The organism is Vibrio sp. T20 (assembly GCF_007858795.1).
Classification (GTDB): domain Bacteria; phylum Pseudomonadota; class Gammaproteobacteria; order Enterobacterales; family Vibrionaceae; genus Vibrio; species Vibrio satsumensis.
Map to the genome: position 1 here is coordinate 145,952 of NZ_VFEB01000093.1, position 24,671 is coordinate 170,622.

Below are 24,671 nucleotides of genomic sequence, written 5' to 3' on the forward strand. Positions count from 1 at the left end.
CCAGCCGAAGCTGACAAAAGACACAATTCTTAGTCAAACACTCAAGAAACCAAAACTACAGTCGGTTAATCTCAAGTTTGTGACGAATCGTCAAAAATGGTTATTAATAAACCCACATGAGTGGGCTTAATAGAAGCTATCGACCTACTGATTCTAAGTAAGCGATCTCTTCGCTGAACAGTTCTTGTTCTACACGGCGCCAGGTTTTGCGGTAATCCCAATCACTCGAAAGGGGCTGCCAGTTGAGGCCGTCTAAAATCATGTTCGCGTTATGTAATACTGAATACGGGTCTTGTAACCGCTTGATACAATGACTGTTTGAAGCATTCTGAGACAAAGCATTTGAACCAAATGCGATTGACCAGTTAGCGAATACGATGGCATCTGAACCCACGCCAGAAGAGAACTTTAGGTCACCGGCTTCTACTGCTTGATTGACGAGCAGATCCGCTTGTTCGATAACGATCTCTTCTAATTGATTCATCTCGGCCACGCGTGCACTGGAGGCTTTCTCTAGTACCCACGGGCTTTTAGCCATGATCGCACAGGTTGATAATACCGGTTCCATGCGAGCATAAACTCGGTACGCAACGTGCAATGCGACAATCTTTTCGCGTGAGTTGCCTTCAAACTCTCCAGAACGAGCAAACATCAATGCCTCGGTCTTTAAAGAGTGAATACACAAGGCTAAAACTACGTCTTCTTTGCTGCAAAAGTGATTATATATCGTACCTTTAGAATAAGAGCTTGCCGCCGTTAGCCTATCCATCGTCAGGTTTCCGAACCCTTGTTCTCGAACCAGATCTTTTGCTAACAACATCAATTCTACTTCTCGGTCTGCGATAGACTGCTGCTTTTTAGACAACACGCCTTTGCAACCAAAGATACCTTGTTTATCGCCTTTACAACCAAAGCCAAACATAATTTCTCAGTCCGTATATGAGCTTAGCTATTATCTAAGCTTCGCCAGTATTTAAAACGCTCCTGTCCAATATATTAACACGAATAGTAAATTCATGTAGTTAACCATTTTATGACGCTTCGTCATTTCTGACTTATCGTCATAATAGCGCAAATATTGATCATATCAAGGTGTTTTATAAATTAAATACAACTTATGAATGGATAGATAAATATGTCAATAAGTAGATAGAGAAGTCATCAACAGTCACTAGAGAGAGAAGATAGGCGCTTTCATGAAGAGAACACGAAAGGTGAGAAGCTCATTCTTTACGTTAATAGACCACGTTATTTTAAGCCTTAGTGCAGAATCAGACCCGAAAAAGACGGCCGTAAAACCCACCTTTAGCCACCTTCTGACCTAGAATGAATGAGTGTAGGCTTACTTTTTAGGGCAGACCTCTCCTTATGGTCAATATTTGGCTTACTAATGTCGTTTTCTGTTAAGTTGCTATAAATTCGGTAAGGGGTGACTTACAATAGTGACAACGACTTACCTTTTTTGAGAACACGATATTGAGCGCCAAATATTCTTATTTAGCTTGGCAAGTGAATACTTCTAGCCCGGCAGAAAAGCTGGTTTTATTGATGCTTGCAGATGGTGCTGACGAATTCGGCTACACCAATGTGTGCCTGCAAACGGCAGGTCAGCTTTGTGCTCTCTCTACGTTTGGTTTAGCCGACTGCCTTAAGTGTTTAGTCGACCAAGGTTTCCTCGATAAGGTGAAAGTAGATTATCGAGATAAAAAAGAGATTCACGTTTTCAAAATGCTCATTGAGCAAGAGCAAGCTACGGCGCACGTTGAGGTTCAACCGACCAATAGTATTCCGGTCTACTCTACTGCACCTGCACCTGCACCTGCACCTGCACCTAAGTTTCAGCCAGCTCCGGCACCAATGCAAAGCATGCAGCATGCCCCTCGCCCACAAGGCCGAGGCTCAATGAACAGCAACACCGTCTCTACTCATGATCTCAACGAAGAAGAGATACCATCATGGGCAGAACGCGCGTTTAAATTCTCCGGCCTTGCCGGTGACCATAGTTTAGTATGGAAGAAATTTGTCCTCTGGTATAAAGCCAAAGCCAATGAACTAATGCCACTATCTCGCATCGAATCTAAGTTGCAGTATTGGTTAGTTAACGAGAAGCAAAATGAAAGACAACAACAGCAGAAGACCTCTCAATATTCAGGAAATGCAGGACAAGCTCAAGGAAATGGGTATCGACAAAAGCTTAGCCCATCTGAACGCTTCAGGCAGCAGCTCATTCAAAAAGGCAAAAAGCCAACCTTCTGAGCCAGCTCCGGACGCTCAACCTAAAGCTCCACTAGTACCTGAAGTGATTGAAGCACAAAGTACCGATGTGAAAGTAGCGGCGGCACAAGCTGCAGGTTCAGGTGCGTCTCAACAAGTGCCTGTTGTTGATCAAGATCCTGCAGAATTAGAGCTCACAGATTGGTGTGTCCATGTGTTTGGTTCTTTCTTGAGCGTGTACGAAACTCAGTGGGAATACCAATACGGTAGTGAGCCAAGTGGTAAATTCATTGAGTTTGCCAACTCTGTTGATTCAGACGGCCTTAACCGCGTGCTAATGCACTGTCATGAGCGTATTCAACTTGGCAACAGCTGGCCGCCGCAAATGGGTGAACTTTGGATCCTTAAAGATTCACTGACTGAAGAAGAACTGCTGGATAGCCGTATTCGTGTGTTATCGCGTACTGCCGCTAACAAGATTGAAAAGTGGCTTATCCAAAACAAGCTGTATGATTTAAAGCGTACGGCTGAAAACAAGCTTGATGGTCTGTTTAAAAAGTACTACTTGGAAGCAAAGCGTTTAGATGAGAAAGGCATGCTTGAAACAGAATTGCCGCAATTCCTTCTTGCTGCTAACTCAGTGAAAAACCTTAACGACTTGAAGCGCGAAGAGTACGAAAGCCAACACGGCAAAGCGATTAACCCAAGAATCCAGCGTATTCTGAACAGTAAAAAGTAACCCTCCGCTAGCTATCTGTTATAAGAAAACAGAGTGGCGATTACACGGTTAACAGATACAAAAATGCCAGCTATCAAGCTGGCATTTTTTATGAATCCTTACGAACTCTTTAACGACTATCCGACCGATATTTACGATCGTTTCACTGATTAATTACAGTAGGTGGATAGTTGCGTTTAGCGTGAATACGCCAGAGTCGTCATCTTTCATTTTGAAGTTTTGGTAGCTAGCGCCTACAGATAGTGGGCCAAAGATGAAGTATTCAGCGCCGACACCGTACATTACATCTTCTCCTGATTGCTTGAAGCCGTCAGATTTAAGATCGTAAGAGTGAACACCAGCCTTCGCATATACGTGAAGAGGACCGAAGTCGATGCTTGGTTTGATCGCTAGGTAAGCAGTGCTTGCATCTAGGTTTGTAAGGTCACGGTTGCCGTACTTAACGCTGTCGAAAGAACCTAGGTCCCAGTAACCCGCTTCAATACCAATTAGTGGCAGGATGCCTGTACCCACGTGGATACCCATCGCTGTTTCTTCTTCATTGCCTAATGAGTTTTGACCACCCATTACGCCACCGTACAACCAAGAATCAGCCATTGCTGTTGAAGATGCACCTAGCAGTGCTAGTGCCAATAACGTTTTTTTCATATTCGACCTTTTTCGTCCTAGTGGCAGGCCTTGAGTGGTAATAAATTGCCACCAAGTCGCCCTGTATGTAATAACTATTCAATTAGTAATGCAATAAGCAAGATTTATACCTAAACCTTGCTATTGCGTCTAGCTTTATTCCTTTAGCAAGCATCAATCGCGTTTTTAACACGCTTATCTGATACTGGGTAAGGCGTACCGAGCTGCTGTGCGAAGAAGCTTACACGAAGCTCTTCTATCATCCAACGCACCTCTTTTACATTTTCTGGAACCGCGATCCCTTTTGGAATTTTATTCAGCAGTTCTTTGTAATCATTCATTACTGACTCAACTTTGATCATATGAAGACGATCTTTGTTCGGGTCAATTGGCAGTTTTTCCATGCGGCGTTCAATCGCTCTCATATAGCGTAGAATATCCGGCAGGCGTTTCCACCCACATTCTGTGGCAAAACCCTTAAAAATCAAGCCTTCTACCTGAGCTTTTATATCCGAAAGTGCGAATGCCATAGAAAGATCAACACGGCCTTTTAGCTTCTTACTGATGCTGAATGCCGTGGTTAAGATGGTTTCAACTTGTTGAGCAATCTCAACTACCGTATCACCCAACTCTGCACGTACGTGCTCTTTCAGTGCTTCAAACTGCTCTGGTTCCCAAACCAAACCGCCCTTCTCTTCAATCAGCTTATCAATACCACAAGCGATACAGTCATCGATTAAATCAAGTACCTGTCCGTATGGGTTGAAGTACAAACCAAGTTTCGATTTGTTCGGCAAGTTCGAGTGCAAGTATTTGATCGGCGATGGTACATTCAACAAGATTAAACGACGCTGACCCGATTTCATTGCAGAGATCTGTTCTTGTTCAGTTTCGAACAGTTTGATCTCTACGCTGTCTTTGGTATCCACCAGCGCAGGGAAAGCTTTAACATCGTAGCCGCCACGCTTCTGTTGGTAGACTTTTGGTAGCTCACCAAAGCTCCACGTGTGCAGGTTCTGCTGTTCGATATCATCGTCTGCCACTTTAGAAAGCGTTTCTTGAACTTTGTCTTTCAGGCTCTCTTTCAGCTCATGCAGATCTTTCTGTTCTTTCAGCTTACGCTTGCGATGATCTACAGCGCGGAATGTTACCTTTAAGTGCTCTGGAATCTGGTCTAACTTCCAGTCATCACGTACCACTTCCACGCCTGTCATACGACGTAGCTCTTTCTCAAGAGAATCCAATAGCGGAGCTTCAAGTGGCGTAACACGTGCCAAGAATGCATCGGCGTAGTTTGGTGCAGGCACAAAGTTACGGCGTAGCGTTTTTGGAAGTGACTTAATCAGGCTAATCACCAACTCTTGGCGTAAACCTGGGATCTGCCAATCGAATCCGTTTTGGTCGATCTGGTTCAAGATAGGTAGCGGAATATGGACCGTTACACCATCGTTGTCATCGCCCGGCTCAAATTGGTAGCTCAGCTTGAGCTTGATACCGTTTTGGTGCCAGAAGTTCGGGTAATCCAAATCGGTAACGTGGCTTGCATCACCTCTGAACAGCATCGACTTTTCGAAGTTCAGCAGATCGGGCGTTTTCTGGCTGATTTTCTTCCACCATGTATCAAAGTGACGGCCTGAAACAGCCTCTTCACCCACACGCTGGTCATAAAAATCGAACAGCTCATCATCATCGATCAAGATGTCACGACGACGAGACTTATGCTCTAGCTCTTCCACTTCTTGCAGTAGCTTGCGGTTCTGCTTGAAGAAAGCGTGTTTGGTTTCCCACTCACCTTCTACTAATGCACTACGCACGAACAACTCGCGGCTGACGGTTGCATCAATCGCACCGTAGTTCACAAGGCGCTTAGGAACAATTGGGATTCCGTAAAGCATCACTTTTTCGTGTGCCATTACCGCCGCTTGTTTCTTCGACCAATGTGGTTCGCTGTAACTGCGTTTAATCAGGTGTTTCGCCAGTGGCTCAATCCATTCAGGTTGAATCTTCGCAATCACACGACCCCAAAGTTTCGAGGTTTCCACCAGCTCAGCAGACATGATCCACTTAGGTTGTTTCTTAAATAAGCCCGACGCAGGGAAGATATGGAAGCGCGCATTACTTGCACCTTGATATTCATTCTTCTCTTGGTCTTTCATGCCGATGTGCGAAAGCAGACCTGATAGTAGTGAGATGTGAATACCATCGTAGCTACCCGGCTCTGTATTCAACTTAGTATCCAGTTCACGCATTGCTTGATGAATTTGGAAGTACACATCTTGCCATTCACGGATACGTAAATAGTTCAGGTAATCTTGCTTACACTGTTTGCGGAACTGGTTGCTCGACAGCGCTTTTTGCTGCTGCTTGATGTAATCCCACAGGTTCACAAACGTGATGAAGTCAGACTCTTTATCGAAGAAGCGCTTGTGCTTGTCATCAGACGATTGTTGTTTGTCTGATGGGCGCTCACGCGGATCTTGAATCGACAACGCAGACGCAATCACCATCACTTCGTGTAGGCATCGGTTACGTGGCGCTTCAATTACCATACGTGCTAAACGCGGATCGATAGGCAGTTTCGCCAACTTACGACCAATCGCGGTTAGCTTCTTCTTGTCATCGCCGTGGTTCTTGTTTTTATTCGCAGACGGTTCGACTGTCGCGATTGCACCAAGCTCTTCAAGCAGCCTTACACCATCTTGAATGTTGCGCTTATCGGGCGCTTCAACAAATGGGAACGCTTGAATATCGCCTAAGCCTAGCGCTGTCATCTGAAGAATTACAGAGGCTAAGTTAGTGCGAAGAATCTCTGGGTCCGTAAACTCTGGGCGCGATTCGAAATCTTCCTCTGAGTACAAACGAATACAGATACCTTCAGCAACACGGCCACAACGACCTTTACGTTGGTTGGCACTCGCTTGAGAGACAGGCTCAATCGGTAGGCGTTGTACCTTAGTGCGGTAGCTATAGCGGCTAATACGCGCCGTACCCGGGTCGATAACATACTTGATGCCAGGAACCGTTAACGAGGTTTCTGCCACGTTAGTTGCCAGCACGATGCGTCGACCAGTATGAGACTGGAAGATACGGTTCTGCTCACCTGCCGATAGACGTGCGTAAAGCGGAACAATTTCAGTATCACGAAGGTTACGTTTGCTCAATGCATCTGCGGTATCACGAATCTCTCGCTCACCGTTCATGAAGATCAAGATATCACCAAGGCCTTCATCACACAGCTCATCAACGGCTTCAAAGATACCTTCGATTTGGTCGCGGTCTGAATCACTGTCATCACCACCTAATGGGCGGTAACGCGTATCTACTGGGTAAGTACGGCCAGAGACTTCGATGATTGGTGCATTATTGAAGTGCTTAGAGAAACGCTCTGGATCGATGGTTGCCGACGTGATGATCACTTTTAAATCAGGACGCTTTGGCAGCAACTCTTTCAGGTAACCCATGATGAAATCGATGTTCAGGCTACGTTCGTGCGCTTCATCGATGATGATGGTGTCGTACTGGCTTAAGAAACGATCGTGTTGAATTTCCGCCAGTAGAATACCGTCGGTCATCAATTTGATTTGGGTGTTGTCAGATATTTGATCGTTGAATCGAACCTTATAACCAACGAACTCACCCAGCTGCGTTTCCATCTCTTCAGCAATACGATTCGCAACCGAACGTGCAGCAAGACGACGAGGCTGAGTATGGCCAATTAGGCCAAAGCGGCCGCGGCCAAGCTCAGAACAGATTTTTGGTAGCTGAGTGGTTTTACCCGAACCCGTTTCACCCGCCACGATAACCACTTGGTTTTCAGCGATGGCTTTCGCGATGTCTTCGCGTTTTTGGCTAACAGGGAGAATTTCTGGATATTCAATCGTTGGTTTCTGTGCAGCACGCTGAGTTGCCGTCATCATCGACTTAGCAATGTCTAACGCAATCTCATCAAAGACAGCGTGCTTAGCTTGTTCGTTCTTAATTTTGCTCGCACCAGCAATTCGCTTACTTAGACGGAAGCGGTCGCGCATCATGCACTCATTTAAGGCCTTACGAAGAGAGGCTGGGCTATTTTGAGATGCGCTAGCTTTAGGTGCTTGTTGTTTGTTGTTTTGCTTTTTTTGATTAGCTTGATCAGCAGCAGAATCCGATGTCGCGTTGGTATTCGCTACATGGTTATTTTTATCTGCTTTTTCCGGAGACGAAGTCACAGCGTGTCCTATTCTTTCTCTTATATAAACTCGCGCGATTGTACCACAAGTGAGCCAGACTATAGAATGGGAAGCCACCCTAGCCTTTTGTTTTAATTATTCAGGTACAGTGTTTAAACATGTACAACATTAGGCAAATACACCACAGCGTATAAACAAAAAGAGATTGGCTCTACCCAATCTCTTTTACTTACCTTCAAAAAATTACGTCAAGTGGAATGTTTACCCAAGATGAACCGTTACTGACTCGGTCGCTAGACTGCTTCCCCCAACATAAACATCAATGTCACCAACCTCATACATAAAACACTCTTGAGAACCATAGAACCTCAGGTCGTCCGCTGAAATCGTCAGTCTAATCGTTTTACGTTCATTCGATTTTAAAAAGCACTTTGTAAATGCTTTTAGCTCTCGTTGAGGGCGAGTCGTCGAAGAGACTTTGCGAGATATATAGCACTGAACGACTTCTTGCCCTGCAATCGCAGAGGTGTTCTCAACGTCAACCTCAACAATTAGGCTCTCGTTCTCTGTAATTTCAGGCGTTACGGCCGTCAACTTACCATACTCAAACTGAGAATAACTTAAACCGAATCCGAATGAGTAAAGCGGTGTATCTTGCTCATTCTTATATGGCATGTACTCTTGATACGCTCGCATTTTACCAATCGGCTTGCGACCGTAATACATAGGGATTTGCCCTGTGCTTCTTGGTACTGTCATGGTGAGCTTGCCACTCGGATTACTTCGACCAAACAGTAAGTTACCGACCGCATTGCCTGTCTCTGTGCCGCTTTGCCATGCATAAACCAGTGACTGAGCGTATTGCTCAATCTTAGGTGATGGTACGGGCCTGCCAGTGCACTGAACCACAATCAGAGGTTTGCCCGTTTTGCCTATAGCCTCAATCAGCTCTTCTTGGCCCGGTGGCAACACAAGTTCAGCGATGTTACGTGCTTCTCCCGTTCGACGATGACTTTCACCGACACACAGCACAACTACATCACTGCGATGCGCGCACTCCATCATGTCATCACTGAATGCGCTTGAATCAGTAATTATGGTGTTCTCTGGCGCTGCTGCTTGGATGCCATCGGCAATCGTTGCAACGTCGTCGGCATTGCCATCAAGACACCAAGAACCAAGGTGCTGCCTCTGCGAATGAGCATGAGGACCAATCACAGCAATGGTTAAGCCTTGTGAGTCCAACGGTAGTAAATCACCGTCGTTTTTAAGCAGTACCATACTCTCTTCAGCAAGAGCTAACGCTTTACGCTTATGCTCTGCGAGACCCAGCACGCTCTTATGCAGTTCAGGGTCGATGTATGGTCTTTCAAACAGGCCAGCACGGAACTTAGTTAACAGCACACGGTAGACGGCTTCATCTAGATTTTCTTGCAAGCTTGGATTGTTCTTCACCAGCTCTGCAAGGGTATCTTCGTAAGCTTCGTGGGTCATCGCCATATCCACACCCGCATCCAACGCTTTTAACGCCGCTGCCGATGGGTCTTTCGCAACTTGGAAGTATTCAAGATCCGAAATAGAACCCCAATCGCTCACGACCATACCATCAAACTTGTGCTCGCCTTTGAGCCAATCTCGAATCAATGGACGAGAGCCAGTTACTGGTGTACCACCAAGGTCATTAAATCCAGACATCATTGTTGCAACACCAGCTTTCACTGCTGAAGCAAACGGCGGCAAGTGTACATTGTGCAAGGTGTTATCGCTCAACTCAGTCGTGTCATAGTCGCGACCACCCTCAGATGCACCATAGCCAACAAAGTGTTTGGCACACGCCACCAGCTTATTGGGTTGTGAAGGATCGTCACCTTGAAAACCTTTCACCACGGACTTAGCAAACTGACTGGTTAAGTACGGGTCTTCACCTGAACTCTCAATCACTCGCCCCCAACGAGGATCTCGCACAATGTCGAGCATTGGCGCAAAGGTCCAGTTGATACCCAACGAGGCCGCCTCAGCTGCAATGCACTCGTAAGCCTCTTCAACCAGTGTTGGGTTCCAAGAACATGCTTGAGCCAGAGGAATGGGCAGCACTGTCTTTTGACCATAAATCACATCGCGAGCGAATATGATTGGAATCCCCAGGCGGCTTTTTTCCATCGCCACCTTTTGGATCTCATTAAGTTGGTGCGGGTCAACCGATTCACCCGGTGCATTACCTGCCCACGCCGTGTCAGCAAGGATGCGTGAGCCATACGCACCCTGCTCCACTTTCATCAAGCACTCTTGCTTATTGTCGTCATAATCCAGCATTGGCGATTGGCAAAGCTGACCCACTTTCTCGGCAAGCGTCATCTGAGACAGTAAATCTTGCGCTCTGGTTCGGTAACTCGCTGAGCTGTCTTTGTATAGAGCCATCGATTAGATCTCTTTCATTTTGTAACGTGGGAAAGCTTCGGTTAGAAACTCGGTCATCTCTTGGTATAACGCATCATTACCAGACTGTTTCGCTAAGCGTCGCAGTTGGTCGGCCGCCGTTGGCACATATCGAGAATCAAGTTGAACGTAGATCTCGATGAACTCCATTAACTGTTGTTCGTTAAGTTGTTCAATGATCAATGAAGGTTTTTCTAATGACTCGTAGTACGCATCTGGCTTAGGACCAAGCGTTGCGTTTCTCCAAGTTTCAATCACCTGCTGGTAGCCACCCAAATACTCGTCTTCAATTCTGAGTTCGAGTTTGTTCATCCCTTTTAACGCAGTCACCAGCTCACCTTTTTCGTATTGCTGCTCTGCGTATGCAAAGTAGTTTTCCGATAGTGAGTAAGCTCTCAACCAAGCGGAGCCATAAGCGATAAATATAACCGAGGCCAGCACTAACAATTTATATCCTGTCGATACTTTCATTACTTAACCCCTACGCCAGTAAATGCCTTGATGAAGTTCTTCTGTAGGCAGAAAAAGACAATCACAACAGGAACCGCAATCATAGTGGTCATCGCCCACAATTGCTCTAGGTTGGTTCCCGGTACTTCAGTTTTAAAGTTATACAGAGCAAGCTGCAGCGTCATCAGAGACTCATCACGAACATAAAGTAGCGGCCCCATAAAGTCATTCCATGCACCCATGAAGGTCAGGATACCGACGGTTGCCAAAGCTGGTCGCATCATAGGCAGAATGATTTTGAAGAAGATACGCATCTCACTTGCACCATCTATGCGAGCCGCTTCCAAGTAAGCGTTGTCTATTTGCTTCATGAATTGCACCATCAAGAAGATGTTGTACGCACTGATCGCCCCCGGGATGATCAGCACGCGATAGGTGTTAATCCAGTTCCACTCGTACATCATCATGTAAGTTGGGATGGTGAAAAGAATCGCCGGAATCATCATCGAACCAAGAATCACTTTCAGCCAAAACTCTCGGCCAGGTAAGTTGGTTTTAACAATCGAATACGCAACCATCGATGAGAACAATGTGTTCAGTACCGTGACAGTGACCGAGATGAAGATGGTGTTGAAGAAAACTCTCCCCAAGTTCACTGAGTCAAACACCTTGATGTAGCCAGCAAACGACCACTCTTTTGGCAGGCTGTTCGGGCTGTGCATAATCTCTGGACCCGTCTTAAATGAGTTGATCACCATGTAAAAGAACGGATACAACACAATAAGGGTGGCAACCAGAAGAGTGCCGTAAATCAGTAGGTTTTTTTTCTTATCAGCATTCATGATTAGTCTTCCTTACTGGTGATTTTTAACTGCATCATCGTCAGCAGGTAAATTACGCAAGCGAGCATTAAGCCAATGGTTGAAGCTTCACCCATCTTCATCTGCTCAAAACCGGTTTGGTAGAGATAAAGCACAGGGGTCAGCGCCGATTGATAAGGGCCACCGTTTAAATCAAAGTTCATGAACACTTCGATAAACATCTGCAGGCCGTTGATGATGTTCATTGTCATCACAAACACGATCTGTGGCATGATCATCGGCAGAGTGATTTTCTTAGTCTTACGCCACCACGACGCGCCATCAATATCAGCAGCTTCGAACAAAGATTTATCGATACTCGCGATACCACCTAGAAAGATGATCATCTGCACACCGAACCACTTCCATGCACTGAACACTGCAATCACAGGCATTGGTAACCACTCTTCAAACTTCCAGAACACCGGCTCTGAAAGAAGATTCGCCCCCACCATAGTGCTTTGAATTGGACCTGAAGGACCTGATACGAAGTCGAAAATGATCATCGCCACAGTGATAGAGGTCACTACTGGAATGAACATGATGGTGCGGAACATGCTCGACAAGAATTTGATCTCATTGAGCAGTAAGGCCAAACCCAGTCCAATCACGAAGCTCAACGACACGAAGATGACTTGGTTAAACACGACATTGAACAATGACTTCCAAAACAAGAAGTCCGTCACCACTGTAATCCAATTGGTTAAACCGATGAACTTAGTGTTCTCCGGCATGAGGATATTGACGCTTAGAAAGCTACTCTCAAATGACAAGAAAAACGGGTAAATCAAAAAGACCGCGAAGTACACAATCCATGGTGCAAGGAACAGGTAGCCGGTTATGAGGTTATCTTTTTTCATAGTTTCACTTAGACCTATCACACTATTCGTTAATGAGTTTTTCAGCTTGTTTCGCCGCCGCTTCTACCGCTTCCTCAGCGGAAACATCTTGCTTAACCACGGCTTTGGAATACTGCTCTAGAATGACTCCAGCCATGTCTGCTGACAGCGCAAAAGGTTCATTCAGTTTTGCGTTTGGTAGTTGCTCAACAAATGGTTTGGCTTCTGATGTATTGTAGTAAGGTCGGTCTTTTAGCGAGTTCAGCGTTGGCAGTTGTCCTAGCGCCACATTCGCTTTGTGGTTAAACTCATCTTCCATCATCAGCTCTAAGAACGCCCACGACAGCTGCTCTTTCTCGACGCTATTTTTGAAGATCATTAGCGCGCGACCATCCAGTGTAGAATATGAGGTGTCGCCTTTGTTCAGCGTCGGAATCGGTGCTAATCCAACATCTTCTCCCACCACCATCGGCTTACCAGCCGCTTCAGTTAAGTTTGCTTTCCAGCCAAAGCCAAACTGTGGCCACATACCAATGGTGCGTGAGAAGAAGTTCTTCTCCATGGTCAGTGGAGCATACTGCTGCGCCTTCGCCATGGTTTCAAAGAACAGCGCTAGGTTCGCTTCTTCTCTATCGAAGTTAGGGTTGGTACCGAAACGATTAAGCAAGCCGTATTGGCCGTCGTTGAAGTTGTAGTACATCTGAGCCAGCATGCTCCAGTACCAGCTACCCCAAGACAGTGCTTCGTTCCAGAATACGGTGCCGTACACTGGGCTGCCATCTGCTCTTGGAGGCAGTTGGCTGATCTTTTCTGCCGCGTGTAAAAATTCGTCCCAGGTTTGAGGTGGGTCCTCTGGATCTAAACCCGCTTCAATGAACAGCTCTTTGTTGTAGAGCATCAGCGTCGTTGTTGCATTCCAAGGGATGTAGTAGTTTCGACCGTAATTTTTCTGCATGAATACAGGATCGATCCTGTCCTCCATCGCATTGAACCCTTCGAACTGCTCTAAGTAAGCGAGCTTACCCATCTTGGCGTATTTCGCGGGTTGGTAACCAAACACACCTGCATATAGGTTTGGCACATCGCCTGCTGCCATGCGGGTTTCCAGGTTTTCATCGTTTGATACGACTACATCTACGTTTGGATATCTTTTTTTGAACTCAGGAACTAACTCAGAACGGACAAAGTCCATGTAGTTACCCACTGGGGTCATGACTTCGATACGGGTATTATCTGCGAGTGACACTTGCGAACTCAGCGCAAGCACACATCCAATCAACCACTTTTTCATAACTATCCTACAGAGTTTCACGTAAAATTAATGACGTTGGCAAAATCGTTAATGCTTGTGAGTCTTTAGCTTTTTCATCAAGCGCATTGATAAGCGTTGATGCTGCAAGCTCCCCCATCCCCTCTTTCTCATGGGTAACGGTCGTTAAACTCGGAATCATTAACTCTGCCATTCTTATATTGTCGAAACCGACGAGCTTCATTTCGCTCGGGATGTCTATTTCAAAACGCTTCGCTGCGCGAATTATGCCGATCGCCATTTCATCATTGGCCGCAAATACCGCGTCGGGCCTGCGCCCCTGTTCCAATAACTCCTTCATCTGCTTGTAAGCGGTCTTTTCTGTGAAATCGCTTTTAATCAAATGATGGTTTTTAACTGGTATATTGAAATAGCCCAAAGCTGAGATGTAGCCATCCAGTCGCTTCTTGCTATCGTATGAGTCTTCAGGCCCAGTGAAGAAGTAGATGTCTTTGCAGCCCTTAAGCACCAACTCTTTGGTTGCACTGAATGCGCCACCAAAGTTGTCGATAAGGATGTTATAGATACCGGGAGCACTTATTTCTCGGTCTAGAACCACCATAGGGAAATCTGGGCCTGCGACCGACTTTAGAAACTCGGTATCAAATGAATTGGTTAAAACCACCGCGCCATCAACAACTCGATCTCGAATATACTTGTGAGCCGTAGAGTCTTCATTGCCATACATGCTACAAGCCACGACATCATAGCCACGCTGGTGACAGACCTTCTCGATACCTTTGACAAGCTCGCTGTAAATCGGGCCAAACCAATTGTTTAAAAACAGGCCGATGGCGTAGCTACGACGCTGCTTTAACTGCTTAGCATTGGTGTTAGCGACATAATTCATCTCGTGAGCAATATTGAGAACATGCTGGCGCGTCTTTTCACTGACGCGATTGCAGTCATTCATTGCGTACGAAACGGTTGCGATGGAGACATTCGCTTTTTTAGCTACGTCTTTAATAGTCACTTTCATTTCACTTATTTCCTTTAAGAGCCCAGCTCTTCACACCTTGCATTTTTCTCATACTCAGCCTTTGGGTTGGGCCCATCGCTGAGCCCAACAGATTATTAAAGGGAGATATGAAGGGTGTTTTCTTCACTACTCAATCTCTGAAGTAACCATTCGCGTGAGATCTTCGCACCACCAGAGCGGTAGCGGTTCTCAGTCAGTTCGAATGGCACCGTTTCACTGTTTATCGAGATAGCTTTTGGCGTGTGTGAACCTTCAACCAAGTCGATAACCAAGGTCACTGGCTTCTCATCAAGCTCGAACTGGATCTTCGTTTGACCAACTCGCGGAGAGATAACCGGGTCAAGAATGAGATCGTTGTGCGCGAATCGAACACCAAATACGTTAGAGATAAGTTGGTTCACGTAGATACCTGGGCCACTTGAGTAAATTCTCCAGCCGCCTTTCACTGCAACTTCACCGTTCTTCACTTGGTCAAAGTTGTCGTATGCCGTTGGTCTGTCGTTAAACTTCGCATCTGAACTTGAGAAGTACGCGTTCGACTGACGAAGCTCAGCATTTGGCACGTGGTCTTGAATACCCACTGGAATAATTTTGTACAGGTTGTCGAATACCGCTTCCGCATCGCCCAACTTACATAGCGCTTCGATGAATCGAATATGAGCGTGACAGTATTGAAGGCCTACCTCGCGTCCAAGGTTGGCTGCCAGTTCTGCGCGCTTAAAGTAGCTCTGCTTGCCTGCTTTGTACTCGGCCATTTTGTCCATCAATCGAACACCGTCAGGGTGCACAAGGTTCTGCTTGATGATGTCCATGTGAGAACTTGCCATTTCTGGATCAAACACTTCTGAAATGATTGAGCGGCTTGCTGGCAATAGTCGGTAGTTGATGCCCGTTTTTTGATCCGATGGATGCAGCAAGTGTTCGATTTGCTTAACACTCCCCTCGTCATCGCGATCAAAATGGATAAAGCCTGCAATCACGCCATCTTTAATCAAGTAATGGTGGTAATCACTTTCCATCTTGTCGGCCAACTCCATCAAAGAAGCAGCGTAGTCTTGATGTTCACTGCCTTGAAGGGCTTGGTACATACCTTTAAGCGTTTGCAGCGTGAGTGGAATTGTCCAACCACTCACCATGTTCTCACGCAGTGATTGATTCGCTGGTTGTAGCGTATCGTCCCAGTCGCCATCACCGTAGCAAGAGAGCGATGTGCCCGGTACGAGGTTATCAAGCATATGCTGAACTTGAGTTTGTACATGGTGCATTAAAGTGAAGCGGCTTTCGCTCTTTACAAAGCCTTCTTCTGCTAGCGTGTATGGCAGTTCAACATCCAGAATACTGATGTCGCCCGTCGTATTTAGGTAGTCAGCTAAAGCTTTGAGCGGCCATACTACGATGTCACCGTGCGCTTCTTCTTGTTGGATAGTCGCATACTGATCGAACATGAACCATTGAGGCCAAGTGCCCGTTTCTTGATACTGGTGGCTGTAGATCTCTTCTAGTAACGCTTTTGCCTTTGCGTATTCCTGCATCGACATAAACAGTTCGAATGGGCCTTGAGACACATCACGCGTACCCCATGCTGCACCTGAGTATTGCTCTAAGCCGTGTGGTGTTGAGTAGTGAACTAAAGCGTTGTGAGTGAACCAGTTCAGACACGTATTGATGCGCTGGCTATTTCCATTGTCTTCACTGAAATCAACATTGAAGCCTTTGGTCAGCGACTGAATACCTTTTTGGTATTGCTCGCGTTCCGCCTCAAACGCGATAAATTGTGCGGTAGTGTCTAGCGCGCCCGTCTTACCACCAATCGCGATAGAGCAATAGCTTTCAAGAGAACCGTTCAGTACCAAGTACTCCACTGAATCAGACTCCGCACGTCCGATCGTTTCCGCCGTTACGTCCATGCCTGACACTGCAAGACCATAGCTCAGCTGCGGCATGAATTGATCAATCAATTCATTTTTGCCTGTCACTGTGAACAATTCGCCATCTCTTGCAATCTCAACACTGCCTTCGCCTTCGTTATTACCGAAAACAAGTTGGTGTGACATTTTGATTGAAAGCGGAGCCTCAATTCCGTGCTTAGTGATATCTAGCTGGATGATTGGGCTTTGCGCACTTGAGAACGAAACGATCTCTAGGTAGCCGCCAAGTAGTTTATAGATCCAACGCGAATAGTTTTGGCCAGTTTCGTAAGCCGAAGGCATGCCCAATACGCGGTAGGTTCCTTCCACTTCAACCCATACCCTTTGCCCTGCATGAGTGAATTGGTTTAACGGGTTTCGGCACACACCCAATAGTTTATTGAATGAGGTATTGCCAAGCGTCAGCTGTGAGTTGAAAACACCGCCGATATAATGTGTCGAGCTCATGATAGCTTGCTGGTAATCTTGATTATTACCCGACGCAATCACATGACCTGTCATACGCTCTAGATGCTTCTCTTTTTCTGGCAGCGTCACGTATTTGTTGTCGCCGTAGAAGAATGAAAGCAGTTCACCGCCTTTAACGTCTGCGAACGTTTGATCATCACCGAAGAACTCTGTGATCTCTTTCTTGCTCAGCGTTTCGCCCTGCAGGTACTCGCCTTTAGGTTGGTGTACACAAGATAAAGGCTCGCGTTCCATCTCTTCAGATAATGTTAGTTGAGCGTGCTTAGCTGTAATCTCTTCCAGTTCAATAGGCTCGCCCGAATTTGATTTCGGGAAATCCACAGTGACAACGCCGTAGAAAACCACTTCCTTAGACGAGTCTGCTGCAAGCGTGACTTCTTCAGTTTGAAGCGCGATGTAGCCCATCTCATATTGATATTTTTTGTTTTCAAGTTGAGGTGCGTTCAATGCTACGGCCTCACCGGTTAACTTGAACTCTTTACCAAAGAACTGGAAACCATCGGTGCTGTAGCCAACGACAGGTGAAAGAGAACCCAATTGAATGCGCGGGTTGCCTGAAGATTGAGGCAAATTCTGACGGCTACAAACCACATAACCCATTTGGTTTTCAAAGATTTGATGGTCAAGGTACTGAGAGCAGTACAGTTCATTGGTTTTAACTGCGCCTTCATCCGCAAGGCCAACATCTTGACCGTAAATCAAGTCATACGTCAGTGGCTGTGAAGAGAGGTTGGTAATGCTCACATCATAGAAAAACGTATGGTCAGCCGTTTTAATCGACACAACGGCTTCAAAGTCTTCCGTTGTTGTTACCCACTGTAATGAACCATCGCTCTGCTTAAACGTTTCAATCTTGTTATTAAAAAAAAGCAGTGGTGTGACATTTAATTTACCTTCGCCTTTAACACGAAGAAATACATTCGAGATAGCCATTTCTGAGTCAGGCGTATCGAACAAAGACACCATTAAACGATCACTGCGAATTGCGCCTAGTACGCCATCTGCGTTGAATGTGAGGTTCAGGCTTTCGTTGCCAACGCTCATTTGTGATCCAGGTTGAATGTGGTGCATAAAGCTTTACTCCAAACTTATTTTGATTCTGTGTAGTGGATATTTTCTTGAGAAGCGTCATCAAAGACGTGGCATTTCTCGACTTGAAGTTGAATGTGACAATGAGTGCCGACATCAGGTGTTTGCTCGGTATCGAGTAATTTGCAAACCACCGGTTTATCGAAGATGGTAACGTGTAAGTAGACTTCTGACCCTAACTCTTCTTTCGCCTCAACTTTTGCCGGTAGCGTGTTTTGATTCGCTTGATTAGAGACCGACAAGTGCTCAGGGCGAATACCAAGGTGAACACGGTGCCCTACCCACTCTTTCGCTTTTTCTTGATGTGCTTGCGACAATTCGATGGTGTGCTCATTGAGTTGAACGCACACTTTACCGCTTTGATCCAATAGAGTGCCTTCAAGCATATTCATGGCTGGGGAGCCAATAAACTCAGCAACAAACTTGTTTTTAGGGTTGTGGTACACATTCATCGGCGTATCGACTTGCATGATGCGACCTTGGTTAAGAATGCAGACGCGGTCTCCCATGGTCATCGCTTCAACCTGATCGTGGGTTACATAGATCATGGTTGCAGGCTTGCCTGATTCTTGAAGTTGGCTGTGCAGACGAATAATTCGGCGACGCATCGACACACGCAATTTTGCATCTAGATTAGATAGCGGTTCATCGAATAAGAACACATCCGGGTTACGTACCATTGCGCGTCCTAAGGCTACACGTTGGCGCTGACCACCTGACATCTGCTTTGGCCTTCTATCGAGCAGGTCGGTGATTTCAAGAAGCTCAGCGGCTTTGGCGACACGCTCTTTGATTTCGGCTTTCGATTTCTTTGCCGTTTCCAAACCAAATGCTAGGTTTTCGTATGCGGTCATGTGGGGGTACAGAGCGTAATTCTGGAATACCATTGCGATGCCACGGTCTTTTGGCGGCAGGTCATTACACTCTCGGTCACCAATCACAAGCTGCCCATCGGTAATGCTTTCCAAGCCCGCGACCATTCTCAGCATCGTGGATTTAGCACAGCCCGATGGACCAACAAGCACCATGAATTCACCATCTTTGATGTCTAAACTCACATCGTGAATAGCGTGGAAGCCGTTGTCATAGACTTTGTTTACATTTTGTAGCGTTACTTTCGCCATGATTCTGCATTCCTATTTATAAATGCGTTCACTATTTAGGTCACACCTTCCTTCGCGGTATATCCAAACAATAGTGCAAGTGGTTAAGTGTGGGATTATCAAATTTGCGCCTTTTTGTGGCTAATCAGTAATCCCACGGTAACTAAAGTTGCTTATTAGAACTTCCAAACAATCCCGACTTTGGAGAACCATACCAATTGGTCCCCAGTCCAAGGTGCCGTATCTGCGTGGCGATCTTTAACCTGAATATCAGCCAAGAAGGAAAAATGTTCATTGATTGGAAGATCCGTGTATAGCGCATAAACATCATAGTCATAATGGTCGCGATTACTTGGATCTGAACCCATATCTAACGTACCTCTTTCATAACGCAGCTCTAAGTAATTGCCGTTATCAAAGTTAAATTGTACTAAAGGCTTAACGGCAAACTCGACATAGTTGAAGTCGTTATGCTCTTCAACATAGATGACCTTTGCACCGATATTGATGCCGTTATCTAAGCGGTAAAGGTACAAAGGCTCAGACTCAATGAACGCTCCACGGCTGCCCGGACCTTGCCTTTCATCTTTGTAGCCAAGCTCTGCACTTAAGTGTAAGAAGTGACGGCCAAAGCTTAGGTCAATGCCCGGTTTTGCCATATACTTGTCGTAGTGCCATTCGCCAATTGTTTTTTCATATGACAACATCAGGTTGTAAGCAACATTGTCATTTTGACGCCAGTAAAAACTTGGAATCAGCTCGGAATAATTACTCAATCCAGTACTTTCACCACCTCGGCTATGGTGTATTTCTTTAAATACGTAACCCATGCTGAAGTTATCAGTCACACGGGTAAAACCATCAGCGTAGATATAGTGAAGAAGCTCTTCATTGGGTTGGTTTTCGTTGTCAATATGCTCGTACTCGATACCCGTTAGTGCACGAGTTCTCGGGGCTGCATTACTGCTTTGTGCTGATTCGGTACTTAAAATAAGGTCCCTATACTCATGATCACTCCATAATCCAACTTCTGTTTCTATTTCAGCTTGTTCTTCTGTTACAGGTTCATCAGCATTGGCTGTCAGAGGAATAGCTAGCGCTAACAAAGGAACGAAGCTTGTTAGTTTTATTGCGTTCACTGCTTTTTCAAAGTTCACGGTTCATTCCTCTGTCTATTTATTATTTGGTTCAAAGGTTTCATACATATCAACAATGGCGGCGTAGTAATTTTTGCTTTCTAGGTACTTACGCACATCTTGGTTGATAGCCGGTGAAAGGAAGGCGCCGACAAACATACCTTGGTCTAGAGACAGAATTTTCGTCGAGGTTTCACCTTTGCCGTTTATCGCGTCATACCAGCCATATGGCGTTTCAAGTTGTGGGTAGTAGTCGATCACTGTGTTCAACAGTTTTACGGCTTCAAATGGATTCACCATGTAAGAAAGCGCTAGCGCATGAGGTGTACCGGTATCACCACCAGCGATATCAGTATTGTTAAAACGAACTTTAGATTCTGATAGCTCTGGGACACCGAATGCCGCATAACCATCGTCAACCGTTGCTGCGGACGACACGAAAGGAATTTGATGCTTGATAGCGTGGTACTTTTGGATCTCTGTCATATCTTCGATCATCGAGAAATCTGGGATCAATGAGCGTTCTTCCAACCAAATCATCGAAAGCATGCCTTGGAAATACGCACCATCCCAAGTCAGCATCGGAGAGTATTTCTTGCCATCTAGGTAGTAATCTTGCGTGTATAACTCCATGTTGTTAAACGCAGTTTTTGGCACTGTGTTTTCTGAGTCTTGAGTGATCAGGTGAGCCCAGATTGGCGCGAGTCGGCTTTCATTGGCTTTACGATCAATATGGTAAGTCAGTGGCGCTTGCTTGGTTGTTGACCAGCCCGAGTAAAGTAGCCCGCGGCTCTCATCATAGAGTTCGGCCCAGCCGTCGGTTTGGCTGTTAAGAATAGATTCAACCTTAGCGATGACTTGCTTTTCATCGGCTTGTTTTGAATCCAGATAAGCACCCGCCACACCCGCAAGAGCAAAGGCTAGGTTGGCGTTATCTACCGCAGGAACGATGCCATCTTTATTCGGTTTAAGTTGATCACCCTCGATGTCATAAGGCCAGTAAAATAGTCCTTTCCAAGTCGGAGCACTTGCTAGCGCATCCAAGGTTTCATTAATACGCACTAACGCATCGGCATTGCCATTTTTGTGAGCTTCAACCAGTACGTTTAGGTAAAGACCAATCTCTGTAGTATTGACGTAATACGCGTGTTCAATCTGGCCATCTTTATCGACAAAAATCGTGTCGTATGGAACTTTGGCTTTTTGATCTACACCTACGCCATCAACAAAGAAGTCCAAATTTCTCTGTAAATGTTCTTCAAACCCTACCGGGTAGAGTTGCGGGTTAACGGTAAGTTCAGTGATAGTGACATCAGCGAACGCAGACATGCTAGCCATAAGGGTACAGGTGGCTAAAAGGCTTTTTTTTATCATTTCTCGTATCGACCTTTGTGTATAAACGTTTCACAACGGATATTCCCATCTGAGTAACATTGTCAGCAATGTGGTCATTTACCTTTTGTGATTATGGGATTGTCAGATCGAAACTTACTGCTTAAACCTTTAAGCATTTAAGCTGAAACATGTGAGAGGACTAGCATGTTCTAGCCAGTCTCACAGAATGAACAAGTAGCGAATTACATGGATATGAAGAGGCGGCAACTAGGAAGAGAGTGAACGAACATGGCTAATACATCGCGAGCGATTCACTCCGGTGACAGTATTCTTACCACGTGAACAGAGTATAAAAAATGTTGGCTTAGATTGCCCAAGCCAACATTAGGTGAAAACACGTTACTGGTAGAGACTTTGAAGGCAATAAGGCTTCACTGGTCTCGTGTTTAGTATTCCAGATTAACTTCGTCTTTTAATAGCACAGACTTATCAACGGGTTTCATTAAGTAATTCATTACGGTAATCGAAACCAAAAGCGCAGCGTAAGCCAAATAGGTGTTTTCAGCCGTCCCCGCTACCGAGGCGAGTATTCCTCCGAAGAACCCTGACACACCCCATGCTGAATAGAGTATTCCAAAGTTGGTTCCGTACGTCTTCAAACCATAATCCACCGCTGTTACTGGAGGGAAAACACCGAATAACGCACCATAAGACATAGCGCCTGCGGAGATCCCGATCATGAGAGGAATCGTGGTTTCAATGGTTGTAAAAAACACCATATTGACCGCTTGCAACATGAATATTAAGCCCAGAGTATGAACGCGCCCTATCCTGTCGAATACAACGCCGCCAATGACTCGCCCTGCGGTATTAAAAATCGCTAATAAAATGATACCCAACGCAATTTCTTCAGCGGTTAATCCTATCGATTTACTGACGTTGCCAATAGAGCCGATAAGCATGATGCCTGCTGCTGATGACACCATGAACATTAACCATATCTGGTAAAATTGTGGTGTTTTCAGCATATCTAGCCACTGGATGTTTATGTCTGATCCATATCCTGCAGCCTTTCCTCCGGGAATTTCTGAAACATATCCTTTGGGTGGATTCACCAACAGTGACGCCATCGGGATCATGAAGAGTAGACCGACACCAAGGATCTTGAACGTATCTAAGATGCCATGGTGTTCGATGAGAACGGTCGATAACGGAGCCAAATACAGTGCCGCCATCGCAAACCCACCAGCGGTTAAGCCACTAACCAACCCTTTTCTGTTCTCTGGCCACCACTTCATGGTGCATGGGCCTATACAGGCATAGGCAAAACCCATCCCCGCACCGACCATGCACCCGAAGGTAACCTGCAATTCCGCTAATGTTGAGGCATAACCGGACGCTAAAAGCCCCGCCCCGACAAGAAACACACCAAGTATTGTGACCTTCCTTGGTCCTATTTTGTCTTGCCATACCCCAGCCAAAAATAGACTTACCGAAAATGCGAACACGGAAGTCTGATAAGGCCCATCTACGTCCTTAGGATCAACACCTAGCGCCTCAGCCAAAGGTTCACTGAAAACGCCCCATACATATAGGATACCGATCGATAGGTTCACGATTAAACCTATCACGAGTATTTTAAATGGTTTACTAATCAAGCTAACCTCAACAATTCGCTGTTTATGAACAATCGTTAGAAATGATGACTTTCAACGACTTGTGGTCTGAAGCATGGATAAATGTTGAATAAGCTTCTTCTGACTCTGTTAAATTGAACTGGTGACTAATCAGTTTTTGAGGTTCCAAATAACCCGCTCTAATTTGCTTGATTAACATTGGCGTTGTGTTGGTATGAACCATGCCAGCTGTCATAGTGAAGTTTCGTTTCCACATGTCTTCTAGGTTAATCGTTGCAGATTTTCCGTGAACACCAAGTACTGCAATATTGCCCCCTGGACACACCAACTTCTGAGACATATCCCAACCAGCAGGAATACCGATAGCTTCAATCACCACATCCACACCCACATCGTCGGTCATGTCGAGGATTTGCTGCACGGCACTACCATCTGAGTTATCGATAGCATGAGTCGCGCCTAGCTCTTTAGCCACTTGCAGTCGATGAGGGTTAGTATCGATTGCATAGATTTCGCTTGGAGTGAAGAACTTAGAGGTCATTAGGGCCGCAAGGCCAACAGGTCCACAACCAATGACGGCAACAGAGCAACCCGGCTGAACCTGCCCATCTAATACACCCACTTCGTAACCTGTTGGGAAAATGTCGCTCAATAGAATCAGAGAGTCTGTATCGATGTCATCAGGAACAAGGTGCAGACTTGTATCACCATAAGGAACTCGAACGTATTCCGCTTGGCAGCCATCAATTTCATTACCAAGTAGCCAGCCACCATCTAAACATTGACCAAATTTAGACACTTGACACATTTTGCAGCTACCACATGAAGTAATACATGACACGATCACGCGATCGCCTGGCTTAAACTTACTCACCAACTCACCGCACTCTTCAACGATACCAACCCCTTCATGGCCCATTATTGTGCCTGGCTTAAATGTCGCAACGTTGTTTCTTAATATATGTAAATCCGTACCACAAATTGTGGTTTTCTCGATTCTTACGATGACATCGCTTTGCTTCTCAATTGTAGGGATTGGACGTTCTTCCAATTTCGCGCTGTCTTTTCCATCAAATACATATGCTTTCATTATTCTTCCTAGCTGACGTTGTTGTTATATAAATTCGAGCTCATCATATAGAGGCAATTAAATAATTAACGTGACCAGCACAGCAATTAACAATCGATTAACAGATAACAAACACAGTTAGAGCATCATAAAAATCCAGGATGACAACATAATATAAGTCATTGTAAATAATATAAAAAAGTTAACAAATAATGAAAGAAAGTTAAATAATCAAATAGTAGTAAAATCCAAAAAGCAGGCAGGAAATATTAGATAATCAGAAT

The 24,671-nt window shown here is 45.5% G+C and carries 17 protein-coding genes; 2 read left to right on the top strand and 15 right to left on the bottom strand.

Annotation, left to right across the window (positions count from 1 at the left end):
* Nucleotides 1–136: 136 nt before the first annotated feature.
* On the bottom strand, nucleotides 137–922 hold the full coding sequence (locus tag FTW16_RS12295) for a TetR/AcrR family transcriptional regulator (RefSeq protein WP_146491284.1): 786 nt from the start codon (nucleotides 920–922) through the stop codon (nucleotides 137–139).
* Between the two features lie 554 nt (nucleotides 923–1,476).
* Between FTW16_RS12295 and FTW16_RS12300 the strand changes: the two genes are divergently transcribed.
* Nucleotides 1,477–2,256: a hypothetical protein gene (locus FTW16_RS12300; protein WP_146491285.1), complete on the top strand. Its 780-nt coding sequence runs from the start codon at nucleotides 1,477–1,479 to the stop codon at nucleotides 2,254–2,256.
* Nucleotides 2,177–2,953, top strand: coding sequence for a hypothetical protein (locus FTW16_RS12305; RefSeq protein WP_146491324.1), 777 nt, complete (start codon nucleotides 2,177–2,179; stop codon nucleotides 2,951–2,953). Before FTW16_RS12300 ends, FTW16_RS12305 begins: the two co-directional genes overlap by 80 nt.
* Before the next feature lie 153 nt (nucleotides 2,954–3,106).
* On the opposite strand, the gene FTW16_RS12310 is transcribed toward FTW16_RS12305, so the two are convergent.
* The 14 genes from FTW16_RS12310 to FTW16_RS12375 all read right to left on the bottom strand — a co-directional run bounded on the left by FTW16_RS12310 (nucleotide 3,107) and on the right by FTW16_RS12375 (nucleotide 24,408).
* Nucleotides 3,107–3,601, bottom strand: coding sequence for an outer membrane beta-barrel protein (locus FTW16_RS12310; protein WP_146491286.1), 495 nt, complete (start codon nucleotides 3,599–3,601; stop codon nucleotides 3,107–3,109).
* 143 nt (nucleotides 3,602–3,744) lie between these two features.
* Nucleotides 3,745–7,788, bottom strand: a complete 4,044-nt coding sequence (hrpA, locus tag FTW16_RS12315; RefSeq protein WP_146491287.1) for an ATP-dependent RNA helicase HrpA — start codon at nucleotides 7,786–7,788, stop codon at nucleotides 3,745–3,747.
* Nucleotides 7,789–8,010: 222 nt separating this feature from the next.
* Entirely contained in the window at nucleotides 8,011–10,167 is a 2,157-nt protein-coding gene (locus FTW16_RS12320) for a glycoside hydrolase family 3 N-terminal domain-containing protein (protein WP_146491288.1), read from the bottom strand.
* A 3-nt stretch (nucleotides 10,168–10,170) separates the two neighbouring features.
* Nucleotides 10,171–10,656, bottom strand: a complete 486-nt coding sequence (locus FTW16_RS12325) for a hypothetical protein (RefSeq protein WP_146491289.1) — start codon at nucleotides 10,654–10,656, stop codon at nucleotides 10,171–10,173.
* On the bottom strand, nucleotides 10,656–11,477 hold the full coding sequence (locus FTW16_RS12330) for a carbohydrate ABC transporter permease (RefSeq protein WP_102553179.1): 822 nt from the start codon (nucleotides 11,475–11,477) through the stop codon (nucleotides 10,656–10,658). Before FTW16_RS12330 ends, FTW16_RS12325 begins: the two co-directional genes overlap by 1 nt.
* A 2-nt stretch (nucleotides 11,478–11,479) precedes the next feature.
* Nucleotides 11,480–12,355 (bottom strand): carbohydrate ABC transporter permease, encoded by an 876-nt coding sequence (locus tag FTW16_RS12335; protein ID WP_146491290.1) that lies wholly within the window; start codon nucleotides 12,353–12,355, stop codon nucleotides 11,480–11,482.
* Nucleotides 12,356–12,377: 22 nt separating this feature from the next.
* On the bottom strand, nucleotides 12,378–13,625 hold the full coding sequence (locus FTW16_RS12340) for an extracellular solute-binding protein (protein ID WP_146491291.1): 1,248 nt from the start codon (nucleotides 13,623–13,625) through the stop codon (nucleotides 12,378–12,380).
* 7 nt (nucleotides 13,626–13,632) lie between these two features.
* Nucleotides 13,633–14,622, bottom strand: a complete 990-nt coding sequence (locus FTW16_RS12345; RefSeq protein WP_146491292.1) for a LacI family DNA-binding transcriptional regulator — start codon at nucleotides 14,620–14,622, stop codon at nucleotides 13,633–13,635.
* Between the two features lie 95 nt (nucleotides 14,623–14,717).
* Nucleotides 14,718–18,089, bottom strand: coding sequence for a GH36-type glycosyl hydrolase domain-containing protein (locus FTW16_RS12350; RefSeq protein WP_146491293.1), 3,372 nt, complete (start codon nucleotides 18,087–18,089; stop codon nucleotides 14,718–14,720).
* Nucleotides 18,090–18,106: 17 nt separating this feature from the next.
* On the bottom strand, nucleotides 18,107–19,231 hold the full coding sequence (locus FTW16_RS12355; protein WP_146491294.1) for an ABC transporter ATP-binding protein: 1,125 nt from the start codon (nucleotides 19,229–19,231) through the stop codon (nucleotides 18,107–18,109).
* Between the two features lie 155 nt (nucleotides 19,232–19,386).
* Nucleotides 19,387–20,367, bottom strand: a complete 981-nt coding sequence (locus FTW16_RS12360; protein ID WP_146491295.1) for a hypothetical protein — start codon at nucleotides 20,365–20,367, stop codon at nucleotides 19,387–19,389.
* A 15-nt stretch (nucleotides 20,368–20,382) separates the two neighbouring features.
* Nucleotides 20,383–21,675 carry a hypothetical protein gene (locus FTW16_RS12365; protein ID WP_261383443.1) on the bottom strand — a complete coding sequence of 431 codons (1,293 nt, stop codon included), beginning with the start codon at nucleotides 21,673–21,675 and terminating at the stop codon, nucleotides 20,383–20,385.
* 452 nt (nucleotides 21,676–22,127) lie between these two features.
* Complete coding sequence (locus FTW16_RS12370; RefSeq protein ID WP_146491297.1) at nucleotides 22,128–23,339, bottom strand: OFA family MFS transporter; 1,212 nt, start codon at nucleotides 23,337–23,339, stop codon at nucleotides 22,128–22,130.
* A 22-nt stretch (nucleotides 23,340–23,361) separates the two neighbouring features.
* Nucleotides 23,362–24,408 (bottom strand): alcohol dehydrogenase catalytic domain-containing protein, encoded by a 1,047-nt coding sequence (locus tag FTW16_RS12375; protein ID WP_146491298.1) that lies wholly within the window; start codon nucleotides 24,406–24,408, stop codon nucleotides 23,362–23,364.
* Nucleotides 24,409–24,671: the final 263 nt, after the last annotated feature.